21 protein-coding genes are annotated in these 24,574 nt (G+C 34.2%); 7 read left to right on the top strand and 14 right to left on the bottom strand.

Features of this window, described 5'->3' with window-relative positions:
* Nucleotides 1-20: 20 nt before the first annotated feature.
* The gene (locus tag ACW5R3_RS02960) at nt 21-746 is read right to left on the bottom strand and encodes a phosphoglycerol geranylgeranyltransferase (RefSeq protein ID WP_456578136.1); all 726 of its coding nucleotides are present in this window, start codon (nt 744-746) and stop codon (nt 21-23) included.
* Nucleotides 746-1,378: a 4'-phosphopantetheinyl transferase family protein gene (locus tag ACW5R3_RS02955; RefSeq protein ID WP_456578135.1), complete on the bottom strand. Its 633-nt coding sequence runs from the start codon at nt 1,376-1,378 to the stop codon at nt 746-748. The genes ACW5R3_RS02960 and ACW5R3_RS02955 overlap by 1 nt, the downstream gene beginning before the upstream one ends.
* Before the next feature lie 132 nt (nt 1,379-1,510).
* On the opposite strand from ACW5R3_RS02955, the gene ahcY reads away from it, so the two are divergent.
* Both ahcY and ACW5R3_RS02945 read left to right on the top strand, forming a co-directional pair.
* On the top strand, nt 1,511-2,827 hold the full coding sequence (gene ahcY, locus ACW5R3_RS02950) for an adenosylhomocysteinase (RefSeq protein WP_456578134.1): 1,317 nt from the start codon (nt 1,511-1,513) through the stop codon (nt 2,825-2,827).
* Between the two features lie 158 nt (nt 2,828-2,985).
* Nucleotides 2,986-3,447 (top strand): DUF1569 domain-containing protein, encoded by a 462-nt coding sequence (locus ACW5R3_RS02945; RefSeq protein ID WP_456578133.1) that lies wholly within the window; start codon nt 2,986-2,988, stop codon nt 3,445-3,447.
* A 56-nt stretch (nt 3,448-3,503) separates the two neighbouring features.
* Here ACW5R3_RS02945 and rpmA read toward each other — a convergent pair whose 3' ends face one another.
* Nucleotides 3,504-3,764 (bottom strand): 50S ribosomal protein L27, encoded by a 261-nt coding sequence (gene rpmA, locus ACW5R3_RS02940; protein WP_456578132.1) that lies wholly within the window; start codon nt 3,762-3,764, stop codon nt 3,504-3,506.
* Nucleotides 3,765-3,799: 35 nt separating this feature from the next.
* Nucleotides 3,800-4,423, bottom strand: a complete 624-nt coding sequence (gene rplU / locus ACW5R3_RS02935; RefSeq protein WP_456578131.1) for a 50S ribosomal protein L21 — start codon at nt 4,421-4,423, stop codon at nt 3,800-3,802.
* Nucleotides 4,424-4,803: 380 nt separating this feature from the next.
* Between rplU and ACW5R3_RS02930 the strand changes: the two genes are divergently transcribed.
* Nucleotides 4,804-6,123, top strand: coding sequence for a M16 family metallopeptidase (locus ACW5R3_RS02930; RefSeq protein ID WP_456578130.1), 1,320 nt, complete (start codon nt 4,804-4,806; stop codon nt 6,121-6,123).
* Between the two features lies 1 nt (nt 6,124).
* Nucleotides 6,125-8,191, top strand: a complete 2,067-nt coding sequence (locus tag ACW5R3_RS02925; RefSeq protein ID WP_456578129.1) for a M16 family metallopeptidase — start codon at nt 6,125-6,127, stop codon at nt 8,189-8,191.
* A gap of 51 nt (nt 8,192-8,242) precedes the next feature.
* Here the strand turns inward: ACW5R3_RS02925 and ACW5R3_RS02920 are convergent, their stop codons facing one another.
* Nucleotides 8,243-9,121, bottom strand: a complete 879-nt coding sequence (locus ACW5R3_RS02920) for a DMT family transporter (protein WP_456578128.1) — start codon at nt 9,119-9,121, stop codon at nt 8,243-8,245.
* A 91-nt stretch (nt 9,122-9,212) separates the two neighbouring features.
* Here ACW5R3_RS02920 and ACW5R3_RS02915 point away from each other — a divergent pair, with 91 nt between their 5' ends.
* Nucleotides 9,213-9,746, top strand: coding sequence for a cation transporter (locus ACW5R3_RS02915; protein WP_456578127.1), 534 nt, complete (start codon nt 9,213-9,215; stop codon nt 9,744-9,746).
* Between the two features lie 97 nt (nt 9,747-9,843).
* Here the strand turns inward: ACW5R3_RS02915 and ACW5R3_RS02910 are convergent, their stop codons facing one another.
* The 6 genes from ACW5R3_RS02910 to mutY all read right to left on the bottom strand — a co-directional run bounded on the left by ACW5R3_RS02910 (nt 9,844) and on the right by mutY (nt 13,729).
* On the bottom strand, nt 9,844-9,981 hold the full coding sequence (locus ACW5R3_RS02910) for a T9SS type A sorting domain-containing protein (protein ID WP_456578126.1): 138 nt from the start codon (nt 9,979-9,981) through the stop codon (nt 9,844-9,846).
* Entirely contained in the window at nt 9,972-10,151 is a 180-nt protein-coding gene (locus ACW5R3_RS02905) for a T9SS type A sorting domain-containing protein (RefSeq protein WP_456578125.1), read from the bottom strand. Before ACW5R3_RS02905 ends, ACW5R3_RS02910 begins: the two co-directional genes overlap by 10 nt.
* A 72-nt stretch (nt 10,152-10,223) precedes the next feature.
* A complete protein-coding gene (gene gldD / locus ACW5R3_RS02900; protein WP_456578124.1) occupies nt 10,224-10,808 on the bottom strand; it encodes a gliding motility lipoprotein GldD in 585 nt (194 codons plus the stop codon).
* Nucleotides 10,809-10,833: 25 nt separating this feature from the next.
* Nucleotides 10,834-12,138 (bottom strand): gliding motility-associated protein GldE, encoded by a 1,305-nt coding sequence (locus ACW5R3_RS02895; protein WP_456578123.1) that lies wholly within the window; start codon nt 12,136-12,138, stop codon nt 10,834-10,836.
* 22 nt (nt 12,139-12,160) lie between these two features.
* Nucleotides 12,161-12,616, bottom strand: coding sequence for a single-stranded DNA-binding protein (locus tag ACW5R3_RS02890; RefSeq protein WP_456578122.1), 456 nt, complete (start codon nt 12,614-12,616; stop codon nt 12,161-12,163).
* Between the two features lie 72 nt (nt 12,617-12,688).
* Complete coding sequence (gene mutY / locus ACW5R3_RS02885; protein WP_456578121.1) at nt 12,689-13,729, bottom strand: A/G-specific adenine glycosylase; 1,041 nt, start codon at nt 13,727-13,729, stop codon at nt 12,689-12,691.
* A gap of 135 nt (nt 13,730-13,864) precedes the next feature.
* Here mutY and ACW5R3_RS02880 point away from each other — a divergent pair, with 135 nt between their 5' ends.
* Nucleotides 13,865-14,155 (top strand): HU family DNA-binding protein, encoded by a 291-nt coding sequence (locus tag ACW5R3_RS02880; RefSeq protein WP_019386001.1) that lies wholly within the window; start codon nt 13,865-13,867, stop codon nt 14,153-14,155.
* Nucleotides 14,156-14,540: 385 nt separating this feature from the next.
* Nucleotides 14,541-16,085 (top strand): Rne/Rng family ribonuclease, encoded by a 1,545-nt coding sequence (locus tag ACW5R3_RS02875; RefSeq protein ID WP_456578120.1) that lies wholly within the window; start codon nt 14,541-14,543, stop codon nt 16,083-16,085.
* A 64-nt stretch (nt 16,086-16,149) separates the two neighbouring features.
* Here the strand turns inward: ACW5R3_RS02875 and ACW5R3_RS02870 are convergent, their stop codons facing one another.
* Genes ACW5R3_RS02870 through ACW5R3_RS02860 form a run of 3 tightly spaced genes read right to left on the bottom strand, consistent with a single transcriptional unit; the run spans nt 16,150 to nt 24,554 of the window.
* Entirely contained in the window at nt 16,150-18,045 is a 1,896-nt protein-coding gene (locus ACW5R3_RS02870; protein ID WP_456578119.1) for an OmpA family protein, read from the bottom strand.
* An 18-nt stretch (nt 18,046-18,063) separates the two neighbouring features.
* A complete protein-coding gene (locus ACW5R3_RS02865; protein WP_456578118.1) occupies nt 18,064-18,978 on the bottom strand; it encodes a PorP/SprF family type IX secretion system membrane protein in 915 nt (304 codons plus the stop codon).
* 23 nt (nt 18,979-19,001) lie between these two features.
* Nucleotides 19,002-24,554 (bottom strand): T9SS type B sorting domain-containing protein, encoded by a 5,553-nt coding sequence (locus ACW5R3_RS02860; protein ID WP_456578117.1) that lies wholly within the window; start codon nt 24,552-24,554, stop codon nt 19,002-19,004.
* Nucleotides 24,555-24,574: the final 20 nt, after the last annotated feature.

The raw sequence follows: 24,574 nt of genomic DNA, 5'->3' as shown, positions 1-24,574 counted from the left end.
AATATTTTTACTAGGTTTTGTTACTTTTTTATATGCTTGAAAAAATTAATATCTGTTTCAAAAGCTGTTCCTATAACAACTAAATCTGCTCCAGCTTGATAGGCTTTCTCTAATTCTAAAGCACTCCGGATACCACCACCTACAATTAATGGTAAGTTAACTGCAGCCTTAACCTTTTTAATAATGGCTTCGGAAACAGGAAACAAAGCACCACTCCCCGCTTCTAAATAAATAAGTTTCATTCCTAAATAGGCACCGGCTTTTGCAGTATCTGCTATAAGCTGAATATTTGTATTTGCTAATGGTTTTGTCCCCGTTACACGCTGAACAGCTGTTGTTTTGCCGTTTTCAATAAGTACATAACCTGTTGGAATAACTTCTAAACGATTACTATCTAGTTTAGAAACCGCTTGCACATGTTTATCAATGAGATAATCAGGATTACGCCCAGATATCAATGACAAGAATAACAAAGCATCCGCATAATTTGTTACCTGACTCACATCGCCGGGAAATAAAACGACAGGCAATGTGGTGTGCTTTTTTATGGATAGAACCAATAGTTCAGTTAGTTGATCGGCTACAACACTTCCGCCAACAAAAACATGCGTTGCTTTAGATGTATTAACATGTTGCATAAAATCAGCAACCGATTCAACAGGCATTTTATCCGGATCAATAAGTACAGCTAGTAATCTTTTACCCCTAGAAATAGCTTTTAAAATATGCTGATAGTGTGTTTCCATTAAAAAATAGGCAATGCATAAGCGCAAGTAAAACCTTCAAACTCTAAAAAAGTCGTTTCATAGGCATGCTTTTGAGTTTTATAATCTATCCATGCACGAGTTTTGTTATCGTTTAACTCAAAGGGTATAACTAGAGTATGCTGTAAAAAGCTTAATCCTGGTGTTGCAAAAAGCTTATAAAGCGACTCTTTAATACACCAAATAACCGTTAATTTCCTAATATAATCTGGCGTGTTTTTTTGCAGATATTGGGCTTCATATTCCATAAACTTATGAGCTATTACACCAATTTTATCACGTTGCTTTTCAATATCTATACCAACTTCCTGATTACTTACTACAACTCCAGAAAAAGTAAACGAATGAGTTATAGAAATATGCTTACCATCTTTTAAATGTGGTTTTCCATTTTCATCATAAAACAAATCGGCATCGGTATAACCAAATTCAGCAAGTAAATGCCTAACACTTAAAAAACCCCGTTTATGCAAGTCGCTTTTCATTCCTAATACACGAGTTAAACTCTCTGGTCTAAGTGATAAAGGCTCCAACAGTACATCATAGTCCTCCTCTATTTTCCAGATTTTAACAGTAGTTTGTGAGTTGGGAATAAGGGTTTTATAAAGCGGCATTTAATATTCTAAAAGTTATTAGTTATCTTTGCATAACCTAATACAGGTTTTACAAAACGGACAAGCGAATTTAACCATTTAAGTCCTATTGCCAAACTTGTTAGGCCATAAAACAATAAGAAAAAAAATACTATGAGTACAAACACTGTTGCTTACACACCGAATAAAGTAAAAGACATGTCCCTTGCAGACTGGGGGCGTAAAGAGATTGAATTAGCTGAAGCAGAAATGCCAGGACTAATGAGTCTTCGTGAAGAATATAAAAATGAACAACCTCTTAAAGGAGCTCGTATTGCTGGATGTTTACACATGACGATCCAAACGGCTGTTTTAATTGAAACTTTACAAGCTTTAGGCGCTGAAGTAACTTGGAGTTCATGTAACATTTTCTCTACACAAGATCAAGCAGCAGCTGCTATTGCTGCAGCTGGAACAGCAGTGTATGCATGGAAAGATATGACAGAAGAAGAATTTGACTGGTGTATTGAGCAGACTTTATTCTTTGGTGAAGATAGAAAGCCATTAAATATGATTTTAGATGATGGTGGTGATTTAACAAATATGGTTTTAGATAAATACCCTGAGCTTGCTGCAGGTATTAATGGTTTATCTGAAGAAACAACAACTGGTGTTCACCGTTTATACGAACGTGTAAAAGCAGGAACATTACCTATGCCAGCTATTAATGTAAATGATTCGGTTACTAAATCGAAATTTGATAACAAATACGGATGTCGTGAAAGTGCTGTAGATGCTATCCGCCGTGCTACCGATGTTATGTTAGCTGGAAAACGCGTAGTTGTTTGTGGTTATGGTGATGTTGGAAAAGGTACAGCTGCATCTTTTAAAGGAGCAGGAAGTATTGTTACTGTTACTGAAATAGACCCTATTTGCGCTCTTCAAGCTGCTATGGATGGTTTTGAAGTTAAGAAATTAGAAACTGTTGTTGGTAATGCTGATATTGTTATCACTACAACAGGAAATAAAGATATTGTTCGTGGTGAGCATTTTGAAGCCATGAAAGACAAAACTATAGTTTGTAACATTGGTCATTTTGATAATGAAATTGACATGGCTTGGTTAAACACTAATTTCGGTGAAACTAAAAATGTAATTAAGCCACAAGTAGATAAATACAATGTAAACGGAAAAGACGTTATTATTTTAGCGCAAGGACGTTTAGTTAACTTAGGCTGTGCAACAGGTCACCCTAGTTTTGTAATGAGTAATTCATTTACAAACCAGACATTAGCTCAAATTGAGTTATGGACTAACAAAGATGCTTACAAAAACGATGTATACATGCTACCAAAACACTTAGATGAGAAAGTAGCAAAATTACACCTTGAAAAAATTGGTGTAGAACTTACAGAACTTAAAGAAGATCAAGCCCAATATATTGGTGTTGAAGTTTCTGGTCCATTTAAACCAGAGTACTACAGATACTAATTAGTTATTTAAAAACTAGTTAATTTTAATCCCAAGCAATTTTGTTTGGGATTTTTTTTTGCCATCAACTATTAGAAACATTACGCTTTTCAGTTTATAAGAGCTACATCCCACACAAAAAGCATAACTTAGTTTATAAGAATAATTAAAAACACCCTATGAATCCAACAAAAACCCAATTCCTAATAACCTCACTAGCTAGTTATTTAGAAAATGCAGAAACTTCCAACCCACAAGTTTCTGATGCCAATATAGCTTGGCATATAGATCATAGTTGTAAAGTTATAAATCAAGTCTCAAAAGCGCTAATAGAATCGGAACCATCCTTATATACCAATAACTTTAGTTTTGTAGGAAAGGTATTTTTTACGCTAGGTTTTTTTCCAAGAGGAAAAGCAAAGGCACCAAAACACGTTTTACCACCTGATGTTATTTTAAAAGAGAACTTGATATCTCAATTAGAAAAAGCACAACAAAATGTATTAAAAATAACCGAACTAGAAACAAATGCTCACTTCAAACATCCTTTTTTTGGAAATATAAATAAGAAACGGATTTTTCGATTTTTAGAACTACATACAGCACATCATTTAAAAATAATAAAAACCATACTAGCATAAAATAAAAAACCCTTTCTGATACAGAAAGGGTTTTTTTATGTTAAAGAAAATGTTTCTTAAGCCTCGAAAGGTTCAATAGAAACATAAGATTTGTTATCTTTTTTCTTTGTAAACTTAACAAGTCCGTCCACTTTAGCGTGTAACGTGTGGTCTTTACCACCATACACATTTTCACCTGGGTGATGTGTATTACCTCTTTGTCTTACGATGATATTTCCGGCAAGAGCAGCTTGACCACCAAAAATCTTAACGCCTAAACGTTTTGATTCTGATTCTCTACCATTCTTCGAACTACCAACTCCTTTTTTATGAGCCATTGTCTTAAGGTTTTATGTTATTAATTATAACAGAATTATTTTTCAATTCCGCCGTCTAATCTGTCTTGTAATTCTTTAAGTTCATCCCACTTACCATCAGCAGCTAAAGCCGCTTGTTTTGGCCAAGTGTCAGTCACAATATGTGATAATCTTGAACTTGCTTCAGATAAAATAGTACTTAAAGCTTCAGGCTTAGCTTTTGCTACTTTAGCAAAAGTATCAAGTCCTGCTGCTACTAAAGCTTCTGCAGCTTTAGGTCCAGCACCTTCAATCTTTTTTAAATCATCTGCCTTAGCAGTTGCTTTTTTAGGAGCAGCTTTTTTAGCTTTAGCAGCTGGCTTAGCTCCTGATGTTACAATGCTTTCAATTACGATTTCAGTTAAAGCTTGTCTGTGTCCATTTTTAACACGGTAACCTTTACGTCTTTTCTTTTTGAAAACTATAACTTTATCACCTTTAAGGTGCTTTAAAACTTTTGCTCCTACTTGAGCTCCGTTTATAGCTGGGGCGCCTACAGTAACATTGTCACCGTCTGCAACTAAAAGGACATTATCGAAAGAAACTTCCTTACCTTCTTCTGTTGCTAAACGATTAACAAAAACTCTTTGGTCTTTTTCAACTTTGAATTGATGCCCTGCTATCTCTACAATTGCGTACATAGCGTAACGTTTTTATTAAATTAGTTTATTTAAAAATACACTCATCTCTCAATAAGCGGATGCAAATATACTCCTAATTAATTAAACTACAAACGTTTTAGCTAATTTAAGAAATATTTCAACACCTTTTAATGCATTCTCTAGTAATTTAAGTTTCAACTAAATAATAGAAACACCAAACAACATCATAAAAAGCTCATTAACAAAAAATTAAACACATACACAGCCAAAACCAAGAACAAAGTTACTTCCACCTAATTAAAAAAGATGTTTTCATTACAATCCGCTTAAAAACAATAAGTATTTTTTATTTTTGACAAATTGTAACAAATTCGGAATACAACAGACATATTAAATGTCATTAACAAAAACTAACACACATGAAAAAAGGATTATTAACTTTTTCTGCATGTATACTAGGTTTATTTACTAGTGTAGCACAAGAAGTGAAATTTGAAGAATTTGATTTAGATAATGGATTACACGTTATTCTTCATCAAGACAATACAGCACCGGTAGTATCTACTTCCGTGATGTATGACGTAGGTGGTAAAGATGGCGACAGAAATCGTACTGGTTTTGCGCACTTTTTTGAACACCTATTATTTGAAGGCTCAGAAAACATTGGTCGTGGGGAATTTATGAAAATTATTCCTGCGAACGGCGGTACTTTCAATGCCAATACATCACAGGATAGAACATATTATTTTGAAGTTTTTCCTTCTAACAAACTAGAATTAGGTCTTTGGTTAGAATCGGAACGTATGCTTCACCCAGTAATTGACCAAGCCGGTGTAGATACTCAAAATGAGGTTGTAAAAGAAGAGAAGCGTCAAAGTTTTGATAACAGACCTTATGGGCAAATATTAAACGCTATAGGTGAAAACTTATTCGAATTACACCCATACAAAGACTCTAACATTGGAGAAATGGAACACTTAGATGCTGCAACTCTAGAAGAGTTTATGGCATTTTTTGACAAATACTATGTACCTAACAATGCGGTATTAGTTGTTGCAGGTGATATTGATATTGCTAAAACTAAAACATTAGTAAAAGATTATTTTGGTGAAGTTAAAAAAGGAGCAGACGTTGTACGTAACTTCCCTAAAGAAACACCAATTAACGAAACTATAAAAGCTACTACTTACGATAAAAACATCCAAACACCAGCTATTATTGCAGCTTACAGAGCTCCTGGAATGGCAACAAAAGATGCACGTGTTTTAGATATGATATCTACATACTTAAGTGGCGGAAAAAGTTCTGTATTATACAAGAAGTTAGTAGACGAAAACAAACAAGCACTTACCGTGCAAGCTATAAACTTGCCTCAAGTTGATTATAACATCTTTGCTTTATTTGCTTTACCATTAGGCGATGTGCCAATTCAAACATTATTAGATGAAATGGATAAAGAAATTTCTAAAATTCAAAACGAATTAATCACAGAGCGTGATTACCAAAAACTTCAAAATCAATTTGAAAACCAATTCGTAAACTCTAACTCAAGTATTTCTGGAATTGCACAGTCTTTAGCCACATACTATTTATTATACGGTGATGTTAACCTTATTAATAATGAAATTGAAATTTACCGTTCAATTACAAGAGAAGACATCCAAAACGTTGCTAAAAAATATTTAAACACAAACCAACGTGTAGAAATTGAATACTTACCAAAAAAAGATGATCAATAAGATGAATACATACAATACATTAAAAACCAAACTAGCTGCGTTTGTTGTTTTATTCTTTATCGGCTTAAGTGTATCCGCACAAATAGACCGTTCTAAACAACCAAAAGCAGGCCCTGCTCCTAAAATAACTTTAGAAGAGCCAGGAGAATTTGAATTAAAAAACGGCTTAAAAGTTTTAGTTGTTGAAAATCATAAACTACCACGTGTATCTTACTCTTTACGTATAGATAACAATCCTATTTTTGAAGGTGATATAGCTGGTGTAACAAGTGTTTTAGGCGCTATGTTAGGAAATGGAACAACTTCTATTCCTAAAGATGCTTTTAATGAAGAAATTGACTTTTTAGGCGCAAGTCTTAATTTAGGTTTTGGTAGTGGTTACGCAAGTTCATTAACACAGTATTCTGAGCGTATATTAGAATTAATGGCTGATGCTGTTATAAATCCTTTATTAACAGAAGAAGAGTTTGAAGCTGAAAAAACAAAGCTTATTGAAAACTTAAAAAATAGCGACAAAAACCCTGATGCTATAGCAGGACGTGTTGGTAGCGCATTATCTTACGGAAAAACACATCCTTACGGAGAGTTTACTACCGAAGAAACTATTAATAATATTACATTTAATAATATTAAAGCTTACTACCAACAATATATGAACCCTAACAATGCTTATTTAGTTGTTATTGGTGATGTAGATTTTAGAACGGTTGAAAAGCAAGTTAAAAAGTATTTCAAAAAATGGGAAACAGCTGCTAGTGTTACCACAACTATCCCTAAACCAGCAGAAAGCTTACCTGTACCTCAAATTAATTTTGTTGATGTACCAGGCGCTACACAGTCTAACATTTCTGTGACAAATAATGTATCATTAAAAATGAATGACCCAGATTATTTCGCGGCATTAATGGCCAATGAAATTCTTGGTGGTGGCGGTGAAGGTTACCTATTCTTAAACCTTCGTGAGCAACATGGTTATACTTATGGTTCTTACTCTAGATTAGGAGCTAACCGTTACGGAATGTCTCGTTTTAGCACATCTGCTAAAGTTAGAAACATGGTAACAGATAGTGCTGTTGTTGAAACCTTAAAAGAAATTAAGCGTATAAACAACGAACCTGTAGATCCAGCTGTTTTACGTAATGTAAAAGCAAAATATACTGGTAACTTTGTAATGGCTTTAGAGCGTCCGCAAACAATTGCTAACTACGCCTTAAACATTAAACTTAACAAACTACCTAAAGATTTTTATGCAACTTACCTTCAAAAAGTTAATGATGTAACAGTAGCTGATGTTCAAGCTGCTGCTAAAAAGTACATGCGCCCAGAAAATGCACGTGTAATTGTTGTAGGAAACGGAAGCGAAGTTCTTGAAAACTTAGAAAAAGTAGGTTTACCTGTTCGTTATTATGATAAGTATGCCGACTTAACTAAAAAGCCAGAGTACGATATTCCAATGCCAGCTGATATGAGTGCAAACAAAGTACTTAACAACTATATTACAGCCATTGGTGGAGCCGAAGCTTTAAATAAAGTAAACTCAGTTGCTGTTACTGCAGAAGCGGAATTACAACCTGGTGTTGTTATTAATTTCGAAACCAAAAAAACGAACAAAAAACAGTCACTTCAACAAATTGAGGTTATGGGTCAAGCCCAAAAACAAGTTTTAAATGGTGATACAGGTTATACATTTGCTCAAGGTCAACGTAAAGATATGACTGAAGAAGAGATTAAAGAAGCACAAGTTAAGTCTGCGCCTTTTGCCGAAACAAATTACCTGAACAACGATGTAACGTTAGAAAAAATTGAAAAAATTGATGGCGAAGCGGCTTATAAAATTAAAGTTAGCGAAGAAACATCTGTTTACTACAGCGTTGAAACTGGTTTAAAAATTAAAGAAGTAACAGATTCTGAAATGGGACAATCGGCTACTTTCTATAGTGATTATAAAGAGGTTTCTGGAATTAAGTTTCCTTTTAAAACGTCAAGAACAATGGGACCAAGAAAAATTGATTTTATTGTAAAAGAAGTTAAAGTAAACGAAGGTGTTACCGATGCTGATTTTGAATAACCCATAATATTATTACCTAATACTTAAAAGCCTGAAGGAAACTTCGGGCTTTTATTTTTTACGTTTATGTGATAAATAAACACCAATAAGAATTATAAGAGACCCCACACTCTGCCACACACTAAACCCCTCACCATCTAGCACGCCCCACATTAAAGCAATAACGGGCATTAAATAGGTAACAGAAGAAGCAAAAACAGGTGTGGACATTTGCACTAGTTTATTAAAAAGCACTTTTGCTAAAGCCGTACCAAAAAAGGCCAGAATAGCCACATAAACCAAAGACATCTTAAAATCTGGATGTTGAAATGTCTCTGTAGTAAAAAAATCGGCAAACACTAAAACTACCAAAGCAGGCACACTAATTATAGTATAGTTACCAGTTGCAATAGCAAGCGGTTTTACATTCTGTAAATACCTTTTTATAATATTTACATTGGCCGCATACATTAATGTAGAAATGACTACAAAACCTGCATACAAGTAATTTTGCTCTGGATTTAACTCCGCTCCTTTTAAAATAAGAATAGCTGTTCCAATAAACCCGATTATAACACCTAATACTTGACGTTTGGTAGACGCAATTTTAAAAATAGCAAAGCCCAATAAAATAGTATTTAAAGGGACTAATGAGTTTAAAATGGATGCTACTGCACTATCAATTTCTGTTTCAGCAATCGCGAACAAAAAAGCAGGAATAAAAGAACCTAATAAACCAGATAGTCCAATCCATTTCCATTGTCCTTTTTCAATAGTTTTGAGTTTATTAAAACCTACAGTAATCAGGAAAACACCGGTAATTAATGTCCTTAAAGCACCTAATTGAAAAGGTGTTAGCCCTAAAAGTGATTTTTTGATTAAGATAAATGAGGTTCCCCAAATTACGGAAAGCACCACTAAATACAACCACTTATTATCAATTTGTTTCATATCAAAAACCTTTAAGAGCACAAAACTCCAATTTTAAACCCAATAAATAGCAATATTTAGTAATTTTGTAAAGAACTAAATTTTAATAATAATGAAGACCTTAAAAAATATAATGGCACTTATAGTGCTAGCATTAGCATTTGTAAGCTGTAAAAACGAAACAACTCCTGAGGTTGTAACTGTAGAAACACAAGAATCTACTGAAGTAGCGGTTGCAGAATTAGATCCGAATGCTACCTATGCCAAAGCAGAGTTTATGATTGAAGGAATGACCTGCGCCATGGGTTGCGCTAAAACCATTGAAAAGAAAATGGCTAAAATGGAAGGCGTAAAGTCGGCTAAAGTGGATTTTGACACGCGTATGGCTATGGTAGAATATGATGAAGCCAAAGTAACACCTACTACTTTAGAAGAAGTGGTTAAGAAAGCTGGCGATATGTATTCTGTAAAAGACATGAAAACAGTTGATAGCTTTGACTCGGAAGCTGCTACAGAAAATGACGCTAAAAAAACTTGCGATAAAGATTGCAAAAAAGCCTGTTGTGCAGACAAAACAGATACTGAAAAAACAGCTTGTGCTGACGACTGTAAAATGGCTTGCTGTGCTGATAAAGCCAAAGCATAAATGAATCCATTAAAATATGGACTAAAAATAAAAAAACCAGAAAATTAATTTTTCTGGTTTTTTTATACAAAAGCTTTACGTTTAAAAATTAAGTGCTTCAATTTGTAATTAACATCTTTTGTGTATACGTAGCATTGCTATCTGTTGTAATGCTTAAAAGATAGGAGCCACTGCTTAAATTAAGTGTTTCAATGCGCTCTACTGAATTTTGTTTCTTCCCTGTTTCTAAAACCAAGTTTCTAAAACCAATTGGCCTAGCATATTGTAAATTTGAACTGTGTACGTCTCATTATTAGGGTTTTTAATATTAAAACTGCCTTGATTTGGATTCGGATACACCTCAAAATTGGAAGCTGCAAACGCTTCCACACTTAATGGTAAAGGCTCAAAACGTACTATAAACACATTTCTTATAAAGCCGTCTGTATTATTACCGCCATCAATAAAGTCAGGTTGAATACTATTAGGTGTTGTTTTTTATTTCCATTGTACACTTTCCATAATTTGCTGGATATCTTTTTGAAGATATTTAGCAGCTGGTAATATGGAGTCGAAATTAGGCTTGGCATAAAAGTATAATGAGCCCGTTAAAAAATGGTTGATACTATCGGTTACGTAAAATTGGGATTGCGATGCTGCATTTCCTCCTACCTCATAAAACATTCCGTACACCTTTCGCGCTTTATTCTCGTAAATTTGCTCTACAATCTCATCCGCTTTTACTGTGTGTTCCTGTGTAAACCCTTGGGCATCCTTTAGCAAAGTTGTTAAACGTTGTGTATTGTTCCCAATTGGTTTATAGGTTAAATACACCGTGCCTTTCAACATAGGATATTTAATATCTATACCATAACTCCCAGAATCCTGAGTTAAAGCTCGAGCAGTAATTTCTGTAGCTAATTCATTTTTATCAAAAGTAAACGGAAAACCAGCATCAAACTTTTTATAAGTAGCCGTTGGATATTCAAGGCGTAAATTAGCTGCGGGCTTAGGTAAAACATCATCTTTACAAGCCACAATAAGTAGAATAATACTTACAACCACTAGTTTATTAAACTTCATATAATGCATATTTATTAATTTTAGCCTAAGGTAAGGTTACTTTCACACGGGTAATGCGTTTTTTGTCTAAAGCTTCAATTATAAAAACATAATTTTCAAATTGAATTTCAGACCCTTTTACAGGAAAACTTTTAGATAGCTCAAGGATAAAACCGGCTAGGGTTTCGGCTTCTCCTTTAGCAGATTCGAAAGCACTATCATCCTCAATTTTTATTATTTTATAAAAATCTTTTAAGGCTGTTTTTCCTTCAAAAACGTAATTATTGTTATCTAATTTAGAGAAAATTAAATCTTCATCATCAAATTCATCACTAATATCTCCAACAATTTCTTCAATAATATCTTCTAAAGAAATTAATCCAGATGTCCCACCATATTCATCTACCACCACAGCCAAATGCACTTTCTTTTCTTGAAACTCTACCATTAAATCATCAAGCTTTTTATTTTCTGGAACAAAAAATGGCTCTCTCAATAATGTTGTCCAATCAAATTGTTTCCTATCTATATATGGTAATAAATCTTTTACGTAAAGAATTCCTTTAATACGATCAATATGTTCCTCAAAAACAGGAATTCTAGAATAACCGTTCTCAACAATTTCTGGAATAATTTCTAAATATTTCTGATTAATATTTAACGCAAAAATATCTATTCTAGGACGCATAACCTGTTTGGTATCTGTATTACCAAAAGAAACAATACCTTGAAGTATTTTCTGTTCCTCCTTGGTTGTATCGGCTTCACTTGTTAGCTCGAGTGCTTGCGACAACTGGTCAACACTTAGATTAGATTTCTGTTTACCTAACTGATTATGGATACCTAAAGTTATACTTCGCATAGGCAAACTTAGTGGCGAAAAAAGGACATCTAAAACTCGCAGCGGATAGGCCATAAAAATCGAAAACTTCATTCGATTACGACTGGCATAAATTTTTGGTAATATTTCTCCAAATAGCAGTATTAAGAATGTAACGACCACCACCTCTATTAAAAACTTAAGCCAAGCAGACTGAAGACCTTCAAAGAATATTTCACTTAAAAAAGCAAAGAGTATAACAATGGCTATATTTATAAAGTTATTGGCAACTAAAATAGTTGCTAGTAGTTTCTTAGGGCGTTCTAATAATTTGGAAATTATAGTTACAGCGGTTTCATTTGTTTCTATCCCTTCTTCAAGATCTGTGCTATTGAGAGAGAACAGTGCTACTTCGGCTCCAGAAATAAGAGCAGAACAGAGCAATAATAGAAACAATAATATAATTCCAAGAATTACGGAGTAATCAACGGAGAAAAATAACGGTAAAAAACTGGGAGGTTCTAAATCCAATGACTGCTGGTTTTATAATGTTTTAAAAAGGTAAATCGTCTTCGGGTAATTGCACTTCAGGTTTTGGCGTAATAGGTTCTTGCCTAGGCTGAGCTGCTTGCTGCTGTTGCATAGGATTTGATGCGTTATTAGCACTTTCATTTTTAGTTGTTAAAAATGTAAAGTCCGAGCATTGTATTTCAGTAGAATATCTATCATTTCCGCTCTCATCCTGCCATTTCCTAGTTTTAATACGTCCCTCTATGTATACCTTATCACCTTTCCCTAAGTATTTTTCACAAATTTCAGCACCTTTATTTCTAACAACAATATTATGCCATTCCGTATTAGTTACGCGCTCATTTGTTTGTTTGTTTGTATAGGTTTCATTCGTAGCTAAAGGAAAACGTCCTATACAACCACCACCTTCAAAATAATGCATCTTTACTTCATCACCTAAATGCCCAATTAGCATTACTTTATTTAATGTTCCTGACATGATAATCTATTTGCTGCAAAATTACGCTTTTGCTATTCATAAACTTAAAATTAGTAAAAAAATATGAGCCGGCTAAATTTCACCTTCAAAATTAAAAGCATCCATAAAATTTTTAATCAAAACCGGTACCGCGTAAGTATCTATTTTATTTATTGGCACACCTGCACTAGGTAAATGGTTTGTTTTAATTATCCAAAACTTAGTATAAAGGTGTTGGTGAGATAATTTATGAACAATATCCGTATCATTATATAATGTAACCTCTGATTGGTCTGTGTTTAAAGTTATGTGTTTTGAAAAATTAGCTGCATTTAAACTGACATCCGATTCTACCAAAGGAAACTGAAATAAATTTTGCCATATACCTTTTCCTTTACGCTGTTCTAAAACTGTCTCTCCAGAAGCATTTATATAAACAAGAAAGTTAAAAAACTTCTTTTTAGGTTTATTAGCTTTAATTTTAACTGGCAGCAGAGCTATTTCACCTTTTATATAAGCAGTACAACTATCTATTAAAGGACATACAGAACAGTCTGGGCTACTAGGTTTGCATTGAATAGCACCAAACTCCATAATAGCTTGATTAAAATCGGCCGGATTATTAGGATCTATAATATCGGAAGCCAATGCCTTAAACACTTTTTTCCCTTGTGTACTATTAATAGGTGTGTTAATTCCATAAAAACGAGCCAACACCCGATAAACATTTCCATCAACAACTGCTGCAACTTCGTTAAAACAAATTGAAGCAATAGCACTAGCAGTATAATCTCCTACACCTTTAAGTTTTAATAGTTCCTTATATGTATTTGGGAAAACACCATTCAAGTTTTCGGCAATATGTTTAGCGGTAGCATGCAAATTTCTAGCTCTAGAGTAATATCCTAAACCCTGCCAAAGTTTCAAAACGGCTTCTTCGGGAGCATTCGCAAGATCAAAAACAGTTGGATATTGGGTGATAAATGACTCGTAATAAGGCCATCCTTGCTTGACTTGTGTTTGCTGTAAAATAATTTCTGACAACCATATATAGTATGGGTTATTCGTATTTCGCCATGGCAACTCACGTTTATTCACTGAGTACCAAGCTATTAAAGTTTCAGTTATTTGCATTTATAAAATGGGCTAATGACAAAAGTAAAGGTTTATATTCTTAAATTTTAATGAATTAGGTTTGAAATATTGAATTTTAAATTCCTATATTTGCATCCCTTATTAGATTAATAGCAATACATTAAAATAATTAACATGACAAAAGCTGATTTAGTAGCAAAAATTTCTGAAAAATTAGGAATTGAAAAAGGCGATGTACAGGCAACTGTTGAGACATTTATGGAGGAAGTGAAAACTTCTTTAGAGAGTGGAGATAATGTTTATTTAAGAGGTTTTGGAAGCTTTATAATTAAAACAAGAGCAGAAAAAACTGGTAGAAATATTTCTAAAAATACAACAATTAAAATACCAGCTCACAATATACCTGCATTTAAACCTGCCAAGGTTTTTGTGGAAGGTGTTAAAACGAATGTTGACGTCAAGTAAAAACATTAAATTATTAACTTAAAACAAGTAAACTTATGCCAAGTGGTAAAAAGAGAAAGAGACACAAGGTAGCAACGCATAAGCGTAAAAAGAGAAGACGCGCTAACCGTCACAAAAAGAAGAAGTAAACTAAAAAAAGTAGTTATTTAACTACTTTTTTGGTTTTTAAAACAACAAGTTCTTTGAAATTGAATAACAGAATTACATGTAAATGTATGTCGTTATTCTTCGGATTTAAAAAATCCTGTGAGATACCAAAACTGTAAACGCAAGTATTGTTTACAGCTTTGGTATTCTTTCTATTATTTAACATTTTCAAATAATAGAGAAAATAGTATTAATCCATCTATTATACTATTAAGTATGATAGATTAAAATTAACAAAATGGATAAAGAATTGATTATTCGATCTAGTTCAGATACTGTTGATTTTGCCTTATTAAAGGATGGAAGACTAGTTGAATTGCAAAAGGATGAGGGCGGTAATAATTTTTCTGTTGGTGATGTGTTTATTGCCAAAATAAGAAAAGCTATTCCGGGTTTAAATGCTGCATTTGTAAACGTGGGCTATGAAAAAGATGCCTTTTTACATTATCATGATTTAGGACCTAAACTTCCTTCCCTATTAAAATTCACAAAACGTGTAAGCACAGGTAAATTAAAAGATTATTCTTTAAAGAATTTCCCATTTGAAAAAGACATTGATAAAGACGGTAAAATTACCGACGTTATTAAATCAAACCAGTCTACATTAGTACAAATTGTTAAAGAACCCATATCAACCAAAGGACCACGGATTAGTTCCGAGCTTTCCATTGCTGGTAGATATATTGTTTTAGTGCCTTTTTCCGACCGTATTTCTATCTCTCAAAAGATAGAAGACAAAGAAGAAAAAGATCGCTTAAAACGCCTTGTAAAGAGCATTGCGCCTCAAGGTTTTGGGGTTATTGTACGTACTGTAGCTGAAGGCAAAAAAGTAGCAGAGCTAGATAAAGATTTACAAAACTTGCTAGGTCGTTGGACCGCCATGTGTAAAAAACTAGACAAAGCAAAACATCCAAGTAAAGTACTGGGTGAACTGAATAAAGCATCTTCCATATTACGTGATATTTTTAACGATACGTTTACAAATATCCATGTAGATGATGAAGCGCTTTATCTTCAAATTAAAGATTATGTGCAGGAAATTGCACCTAAAAAAGAATCAATAGTGAAATTATATCAATCCAATGTTCCCATTTTCGAGAAATTTGGTGTAGAAAGACAGATTAAAACCTCTTTTGGTAAAACTGTATCTATGGCAAAAGGCGCTTATTTGGTAATAGAGCACACGGAAGCATTACATGTTATAGATGTAAACAGTGGTAACCGTTCCAACAAAGCAAAAAACCAAGAGGAAACAGCATTGGAAGTTAATATGATATCCGCCACAGAAATTGCTAGACAACTTCGTTTACGCGATATGGGCGGTATTATTGTAGTCGACTTTATTGATATGACAAAAGCTGAAAACAGAAAAACGCTTTACAATCATCTTCGTGATGAAATGAAAGATGACCGAGCGAAACACAAAATACTACCACCAAGTAAATTTGGTTTAGTACAAATTACAAGACAGCGTGTACGTCCAGAAATGAACATTAAAACGCGTGAGGAAAATCCGGATGCCAAAAATGGTGTCGAGGTAGAAGCACCAATCAATATTGTGCCAAAAATAACTCATGATCTTGAACAACTATTAAAGAAAGACTATACTAAGGTGACCTTAAACACACATCCTTTTATAGCAGCCTTTTTAACAAAAGGCTTTCCATCCATCCGTTCAAAATGGTATTTTGAACATAAAAAATGGGTAAAAATATTACCAAGAGATGCTTACACATATCTAGAGTACCACTTTTTCGATAAAGATGGTAATCAAATTAAATAAAAAAAGCTCCGAATTTATTCGGAGCTTTTTTTTTGCTTATATGTTTGACTTTTTAAAAGTCTTATTATTCAACAATAATAAATTCAGAACGTCTGTTTAATTGGTGTTCTGCTTCAGTACAGTTTGAACCACAATCAACTTTAGGTTCGTTTTCACCCATACCTTTACCAGTTATTCTACTAGCATCTATACCTTTAGAAATAACATATTGAACAGTTGTTTTAGCACGTCTATCAGATAAAGCTTCGTTATAAGAAGCTGGACCACGGCTATCTGTATGAGATGTTGCTTTAATAACCATTTCTGGATATTTATTCATTACCTGAACTAATTTATCTAATTCAAATGCTGCTTTAGATGTAATGTTAGACTTATCAAACTCGAAGTAAATAGGTTCTAATTCAACACGGTCTGCTACTACAATTTCTTCAATTGGTACTAAAGGAATCTTAATATCTGTTTCTTCATCTCTTGTTCCTTCAACGGCGACTTTATTACTTTCATAACCATCTAAAGTTACTTCAATTTCAGTGTCTGTTTCACACTCAACAATAAATTCAGCTATACCTTCTTCGTTTGTTAATTTTGAAGCCATTTTATTGCCTTCACCATCAACTATAGAAGCCATTGCTCCACTTAAAACCTCACCTGTATTAGCATCAACAATTGTTGCTGTAATTAATACATCACAAATAGGTTGTAATTCTTTAAGCATATAAATATCATCACTACCTTGACCTCCTTCACGGTTTGAAGAAATATAACCTTCACCTGTTTCGTCGTTCATATAGAAAGCGAAATCATCTGCATTACTGTTAACAGGTACACCAGCATTACGTACTGGAGCCATTTTACCATCTATCTCTTTCGTGTAAAATACATCTAAAGCACCAAGACCTAAATGACCATCAGAAGAGAAGTATATAGTTCCATTTGAACTAGCGAACGGGAATTTCTCATTTCCTTCTGTATTAACTTTCTGTCCTAAATTTACAGGAGCTCCAACAGTTCCATCATCATTGATATCTGCTTTATAGATATCAAATAATCCAAAACCACCTGGCATATTAGAATGGAAATATAAAGTCTTTCCATCAGAACTTACAGCAGGGTTACTTACATTGTAATTAGGACTGTTTAATGATAATGCTTCTACATTACGCCATTTATCACCATCTTTTGTAGCTTTAAACATATGTAATACACTAAATTTTGTGTTAGATAGTGTATCCTTTTCAAATTCACCTTCAAAGAAGCTTTCTCGTGAAAAATACATTGTATTACCATCTGGAGTAAAACTTACAGTTCCTTCGTGATACTTGGTATTTACATCACCTTCAACATGATCGGCTTCTTGGTATGTACCATCCGATAGGATAGTAGAAACGTACACATCTAAAAATGGCTGATCATTCCAACCATAATTACGTCTAGCATTATTTCTTGCAGATGTAAAGTAAAACTGATCATTATTGATTGTACCACCAAAATCAGAGTTTTCAGAGTTAATTTCTAAATTTTGAATATTAAACTTTTTACCTTTTTCTAAAATTTTAGGTAAATAGTCTGGATTTTCATTGAAAGCAATTGCACGATCGTCACCTGGACGCATAGATGCAAAACGAGCCATTTGAGCATTAGACTCTTCATATTTACCGTTAGCTTTAAGCATTTGTGCATACTTATAAGTTAATTCGGCACTATCAGAAGTTTCTAAAGCTTTAGCATACCAACGCTCTGCTTCTAGCGTATTGAATATGTTATAATTAGACTCACCTAATTGTTCATATACATAGGCATCTGATTTACCATTCTCTACAAGTTTGGTATAGTCTTTAATTGCTTCAATAAACTCGTATTTAGCAAAATGCTTATCAGCAGCTTGTGTTGCTTTATTTTGAGCAGTCGCACTTAAACTACTCATTAATATAAGTGCTATAAATATTTTAATGTTTTTCATTATGTTTAGCTTAAGTGATTAGAAATAACGTGGTGAACGAGATACTTTTTTAGAGAAACTGAAATCAAAGTTTATAAAAATCTCGTGTGATGAAGTTGTTGTATAATTTAAGTCTGATTGAATACTATCATAAGCATAACCAATTCTTAAGTTAGGAGCAACCATGAAATTAATCATTCCAGTAAACGAATCTTCTAAACGGTAACCTGCACCAATTTCAACAATATTGAACATAAACAAGTTTGCGTTTACATCAAAACTTACAGGCGCATCAAACGCCATTTTCATCATTGCATGTGGTTTTAATGCAAAGTTTTCTGATAAGTTAAACACATAACCAGCACCTGCAAAAAGGTGTTGAGTTTCAGAACCTACTTTAATACCATTTGTAGCATCTAAATGCACAGAGTTAAGCATGTTAGGCATAGAAACCGACACATAGTACTTATTAGGCTTGTAGAAATACACACCGGCACCTACATTAGGTGTAGCTCCATCAACGTTTTCTTGTAAAAAAGGATCATTTGGATCGATAACATCTAATCCAATAAGACCAATTTTGTGAAAAGTAGCACCGGCTTTAACACCAAATGCTAACTTATTATCACTACCTAAGGGTAAAGTATATGAGAAATCTGCATATACATTGTTTTCTCTTACAGGTCCAATTTCATCATTAATAAAAGACAAACCTAAACCTACGCGCTTTCCAACTGGCGCGCTTATAGAAAGCGTTCCTGTGTTAGGAGCGCCTTCTAGTCCCACCCACTGGCTTCTATAAAGGGCGCCAACGGCAATCCCATCATAAGAACCAGCGTAGGCTGGATTTATCACGTTCATATTATACATATACTGCGTGTACTGCGGATCTTGTTGTGCGTGCATGAACGATGCCGACAATAAGAATACGATAATTATATATAGTTTTTTCATTATAAAATTTTGGTTGTGTTAGTTTACTTGTTGATATATACCCATGACGTTTTAACTTTACCACCTTGATACTTCATAACGTAGAAATAAGTTCCAACAGGTAATTCATCGCCGTTGTCAGCAATACCTCTAAACTCATTAGTATATCCGTCCGTTTTACTAAATACTTTAATACCATTACGGTTAAATACCTCAAGACTACTTACTTCATAACCGTTTAAGTCGAATGTGTCGTTAAACCCATCATCATTTGGAGTAATTACTTCAGGAATAACACGTGTTATACAAGCATCTGTTGTAAATGTAACAGTTGAAGAAACAGCACAAGGACCAGCAGTAGTATACTCGATAGTATATTCTGTATCTGGCTCAGCATTTGAAACCGCACCTGTATTTGCATTTATTGTAGCATCGTCAGTTGGTAACGGGTTAAAGGTAAACGTACCATTCGCATCACCAGTAACAGTTACTGTTACACCGTCACATTCTGGAGTATTAACTACAAAAGTAGCATCCTCTAGAGCAGGAATAGTTACATCTTGTGTTGTTGACGTTGCACAAGTTCCTAATGCTGTATACAATACAGTATATGAAGCACCTGGAACACCGTTAGTAATTTCACCTGTTACAGGATCAATTACAGCACCATCAGCAGGATCTGGAGCAAATTCAAATACACCACCAACATCACCTAAGATTGTTGCTGTTGCTCCTGTACAGTTAGCGGTCATTGCAAATGAAGCATCACCACTTGGTAATACTGTTACACTTTCTGTAGTAGTAGCATCACAAGTACCAGAAATAGTATAAGCTACATTATAAGTTGCGCCAGAAACACCATTAGATATTTCACCGGTTGCAGGATCAATTACAGCACCATCAGCAGGATCTGGGTTGAAACTAAATGTTCCACCTGTTTCACCTAATATTGTTGCTACCGCACCATCACAATTAGCAGTTAATGTAAATGACGCGTCACCTGCAGTATCTAACGTTACAGTTTCAGTAGTTGCTGCTGGACAGTTGTCTGCACCTACAGTATATACAACTGTATAAGTTGTACCAGAAACACCATTTGTGATTTCACCCGTATCGGCATCAATTACAGCGCCATCAGCAGGATCTGGGTTAAATGTAAATTCACCACCTACATCACCTAAAACTGTTGCTGTTGCAGTTGAACAACCTGCAGTCATTTCAAAAGAAGCATCAAAAGTTGATAAGTTAGTGTAAACTACCTCAACATCATCAGATACTGTTGCTTGACCGCCAGTACATAAATCATAAGTAACTTCAAACGTATAAGTTGTTGTTTCAGTTGGAGAAACCGTTACAGTATCTTCAGTTCCAACTACATTTCCATCTTCATCAGACCATTGTAAAGTATAGTTAGGTGTTCCAGAAGGAGAGAATCTCCATGATTCTGATTCTGTTACAGTCCAAACACCAGTGTTACGACCTGGAGGCGTTGTAGCTGCTGAATCATCTACACTTTGTAGACCCACTACAGCTAAACCGTCATTCCAGCTTGTACAAGTTGGTTTGCTTAATATATGAATATCAATGTTATTTGATGATTCATGTAAAATTATTTGGGACGTAGATGTATTAGAGTTACAAGCACTACCAAAGTGACAAACTCCGTTATAATTAACTACAAACTGTCTGTAAGGAGATGATCCTAATACCACATAATCAATACTACCACATACAGATGGATCAATATCATGAGCCACACCAAATATATTTGCTTCACTTAATGTTGCATTGGTTGAATTTGGTAATGTATCATCATCATCCATAGCCCAACCATTGTTCGTATTTGCATTTTCAATTTCAAAACTAAGAACACCATTAGAACCAATTATTACTTGGTTGTAAACACCACCATAGAAACAGAAATCAAAACCTAAGTCTACTACTTCAGACCAGACATCATCCGTATTAATACTTGTAGGCGTAGCACCATCAACTGGAGGTGTAGGACAAGTATCTATGGCATTAATTTCATAGTTAGTTGTATCTTGACCATATAAATGGAAGTTAGCTTCTAAAGTTGTTTCTGGAGTATCACAATCAACACCTGCATCTTCACCTGCAAACACAATAGAACATGGGTTTGGTGGTGGAGGACATAAGAATGCCATTGGATTACTTTCTATTGTACAGTTAGGATCATTTGAATTCGCTACAGTTACAATAACATTAGAATTGGCAGCAAAAGGGCCTAACACAATTACACCTGTTTCTGTAACATTAGTAGGAGCAGAACCTAGGTTATCAGTAATTGTTAAAGAACTAGCATCACCTAAATCAGTAACATCAACTGCTACTTCAAAAACTGGGTTATCTGGATCGGTAGTACAGTCACCATTAATAACATCGAAGGTAACAGTCTGTGGAACACATGTCTGACACCAAACATCAAAATCCCATGGATCACGAGAACCACTTTCACAGCTCACAGAACCATCTGCTTCTGCAAATACAACAATTCTGTCATCATTAGACGTGAATGTTAAACCTGTAAGATCGCCAGCATTTCCTGTACCTTGGTAAAGTACATTTCCAGCACCATCTTCAATTCTAATAGTATCACAACATGTTTCGATTGTACCTGAGTTGAATAAAATATTTAATGGGTAACCTGAAGTACTTTGGAAACTGTAAATTTCTTCGTATTGGTTATTTCCATTTTCATAACAATGTACTGTATTTACAACTTGACCAGCTTCACAATCTACTGTTTGATTTGGATCGGCACGTACTGTAAAGGACTCTTCTGTACAACCTGTTGCAGGACCATTAGCATTGTAAGGTATAATTGTTACGTAGTAAGTAGTTCCATAAGCTAATAAACCTGGATCGTAAGTTAACACATCGCCAACATCTACACCATCTAAAACGTCTGTTCCTCCTGGAGTAGTACCCATATATAATGTGTAACCATCAACTAATACTGAAGCAACGCTCCAAGTTAAGTCCATATTTTCATTAACATCTAAAGTTCCATTTAACGGCTCTAATAAAGCAGCATTACAGTTTGGCACAGCATCAACATCAACACAAGATACATCAAAATCCCATGGTGTACGACTACCACTTTCACAACTAACTGAACTATCAGATTCGTAATACATAATCATTGTATCGCCATCAGATGTAAGAGATAAACCTGCTAAATCACCGCCATTATTACCTTCATAAATAACCGTACCATCGGCTTCAGTTATTCTAATATTATCACAACAAGATTCTATAGTTCCTGAGTTGAAGAACATATTTAATGGGTTACCATTAGAACTTTCAAAACTAAAAGTTTCAATAAACGTATTAGTTCCATTTTCATAACAGAAAACAGTATTTACTATTTCGTTTATATCACAATCAACTATTTGGAACGGATTATTTCTTACTGTAAAACTTTCTTCTGTACATCCTGTAGCAGAACCATTATCATTGTAAGGTATAATAGTTACATAGTAAGTAGTTTCATAATTTAATGTTCCTGGATCGTAAGTTAATACGTTTCCAACATCTACATTATCTAGAACATCAGTTCCTCCTGGAGTAGTACCCATATTAATTCTGTATCCAGTAACTAATACACTAGCTGCTGTCCAATTTAAATCTTGATCCTCATCAATATCAATAGCACCATCTATTGCTGGCAAAGCTAAAGAGGCATTACAGTTTGGTAATGCTGTAGTATCTACACAGGCAACATCGAAATCCATTGGAACGATATCGTCACTAGATTCGCAATCTGTAAATCCATTTGAATCAAAGAATAAGTATAAGTTTCCAGAATTAGAAACAAAAGTAAGTCCTGTTAAATCACTATTACCAATAATTCCATCATTAGAATCATAGAGTAAAGTTCCTGTATTATCAGTTCCTTCGTATATAAATAAATCATCCCAAGAGTTTCCTGAAAAAGCACTCTCATCTAAAACACCCGCATTGAATGTAATTGAAATAGGGTTACCGTTTGAAGATGCGAACCACCACTCTGTGATTTCATTGTTTTCATAACAGTGTACTGTATTTATAACTTCATTTATATCACAATCTACAACTTGATTTGGATCAGCTTTAACTGTAAAGTTTTCTTCATTACATCCTTCTGCAGGACCATTATCATTGTAAGGAATAATTGTTACATAATATGTTTGATCGTAAACTAACACACCTGGATCGTAAGTTAAAACATTACCTACATCAAAATTATTTAAAACATCAGTACCACCTGGAGTTGTACCCATGTTTATAGTATAACCTGTAACAAGTATAGAAGCTGCACTCCAAGTTAAATTGGTGTTTTCACCTACGCCTATAGCACCATTTAAAGGCTCTGTTAAAGAAGCATTACAATTAGGAAGCGCTGTTAAGTCTAGACAAGACACATCAAAATCAAGTGATTCATACGTACTACTTTGAGCACAACTAACAGAACTATCACTATCAATTTCAATAAAAAGGAAACCAGTTGTACTATTAACAGAAACACCTGTCATATCACCACCATTATTTCCATCGTATAAAACAGTTCCTGTGTTATCAGTTCCATCATAGATGGTAACCTCATCACAACAAGCTTCTATAGTACCTGAATTAAAAAACACATTTAATGGACCTCCTGAAGAACTTTGGAAACTCCATGTTGTTGTTTCATTACTCGTGTAACAAAAAACAGTATTAACCGGAATACCTGAATCACAATCAACCGGAGCATTTGGATCGGCACCAGTTGTAAAAGAGAACTCAGGACAGTTTAAAGCAGGACCATTACCGTTAAAAGGAATGATACTTACATAATAAACTGTTGAATATTCTAAGACTGGTAAATCATAAGTTGTAGATAAACCAACATTTAAATTATCAACTAATTCAGTTCCTCCTGGCGTTGTACCAACAGATAATGTATAACCTTGAGGAACATTTGTTGCTGTTGTCCAACTTAAATTAGAATTAATAGAAACACCTGAAGCGCCATTTGTTGGTTCTATTAAAGAAATACAAGAAGGCGGATCAACAACTACTTGAGTAGCTGTTACATTATCTATATAGAAATAATAATTTCCTGAAAAGTAATTGTTTTCAAATCTTAATTTAAAATCTGAGCCTGTAGGTATATCAGCAGCTGGCAATACAAAACTAATGTTATTACACGTATTAGATGTAACATGATTTGTATCGTTTACGGTTCCCATAGTTACCCAGCTTCCACCGTTATCAGTAGAGTACTGAATATTTAACTCTCCCCAACCAGGACCTGTTGCATCAACTGCAGCAGACCAATCAACAATTTTATAGTCAAATGCTACTGTTAGGTCTGTACCATTTGAGTCCCCTACAATATTTGGGGAAATCAAAAAATCAGAGAAATTGGTATCACTTAAATTGGCTCTCAAGGAAACTACGGTACACGGCTGGAATACAGATCCAGTATAACCTTCTCCAGTCCATCCTGGAGGCAAAGTTAAGCCAGCATCGAAGTTTTCAACTAATCCGATTTGGGAAAATCCTAGTAAGGATATCAAACCAAAAAGAATAGATAAAGTAATTTTTTTCATTGTTTAAATCTAGGTTAGTT

This window comes from Algorimicrobium bowmanii (assembly GCF_054031195.1).
This window is presented reverse-complemented; position numbering and strand designations above follow the sequence as displayed.

Bases quoted from the DNA above. Each gene is read 5' to 3' on its own strand.
- ACW5R3_RS02925 (WP_456578129.1), top strand. From the start codon at position 6,125: ATGAATACATACAATACATTAAAAACCAAACTAGCTGCGTTTGTTGTT.
- ACW5R3_RS02915 (WP_456578127.1), top strand. From the start codon at position 9,213: ATGAAGACCTTAAAAAATATAATGGCACTTATAGTGCTAGCATTAGCA.
- ACW5R3_RS02955 (WP_456578135.1), bottom strand. From the start codon at position 1,378: ATGCCGCTTTATAAAACCCTTATTCCCAACTCACAAACTACTGTTAAA.
- ACW5R3_RS02890 (WP_456578122.1), bottom strand. From the start codon at position 12,616: ATGTCAGGAACATTAAATAAAGTAATGCTAATTGGGCATTTAGGTGAT.
- ACW5R3_RS02865 (WP_456578118.1), bottom strand. From the start codon at position 18,978: ATGAAAAAACTATATATAATTATCGTATTCTTATTGTCGGCATCGTTC.
- ACW5R3_RS02960 (WP_456578136.1), bottom strand. From the start codon at position 746: ATGGAAACACACTATCAGCATATTTTAAAAGCTATTTCTAGGGGTAAA.
- mutY (WP_456578121.1), bottom strand. From the start codon at position 13,729: ATGCAAATAACTGAAACTTTAATAGCTTGGTACTCAGTGAATAAACGT.
- ACW5R3_RS02880 (WP_019386001.1), top strand. From the start codon at position 13,865: ATGACAAAAGCTGATTTAGTAGCAAAAATTTCTGAAAAATTAGGAATT.
- rplU (WP_456578131.1), bottom strand. From the start codon at position 4,423: ATGTACGCAATTGTAGAGATAGCAGGGCATCAATTCAAAGTTGAAAAA.
- gldD (WP_456578124.1), bottom strand. From the start codon at position 10,808: ATGAAGTTTAATAAACTAGTGGTTGTAAGTATTATTCTACTTATTGTG.
- ACW5R3_RS02930 (WP_456578130.1), top strand. From the start codon at position 4,804: ATGAAAAAAGGATTATTAACTTTTTCTGCATGTATACTAGGTTTATTT.
- ACW5R3_RS02875 (WP_456578120.1), top strand. From the start codon at position 14,541: ATGGATAAAGAATTGATTATTCGATCTAGTTCAGATACTGTTGATTTT.
- ACW5R3_RS02860 (WP_456578117.1), bottom strand. From the start codon at position 24,554: ATGAAAAAAATTACTTTATCTATTCTTTTTGGTTTGATATCCTTACTA.
- ACW5R3_RS02870 (WP_456578119.1), bottom strand. From the start codon at position 18,045: ATGAAAAACATTAAAATATTTATAGCACTTATATTAATGAGTAGTTTA.
- ACW5R3_RS02920 (WP_456578128.1), bottom strand. From the start codon at position 9,121: ATGAAACAAATTGATAATAAGTGGTTGTATTTAGTGGTGCTTTCCGTA.
- ACW5R3_RS02945 (WP_456578133.1), top strand. From the start codon at position 2,986: ATGAATCCAACAAAAACCCAATTCCTAATAACCTCACTAGCTAGTTAT.
- rpmA (WP_456578132.1), bottom strand. From the start codon at position 3,764: ATGGCTCATAAAAAAGGAGTTGGTAGTTCGAAGAATGGTAGAGAATCA.
- ahcY (WP_456578134.1), top strand. From the start codon at position 1,511: ATGAGTACAAACACTGTTGCTTACACACCGAATAAAGTAAAAGACATG.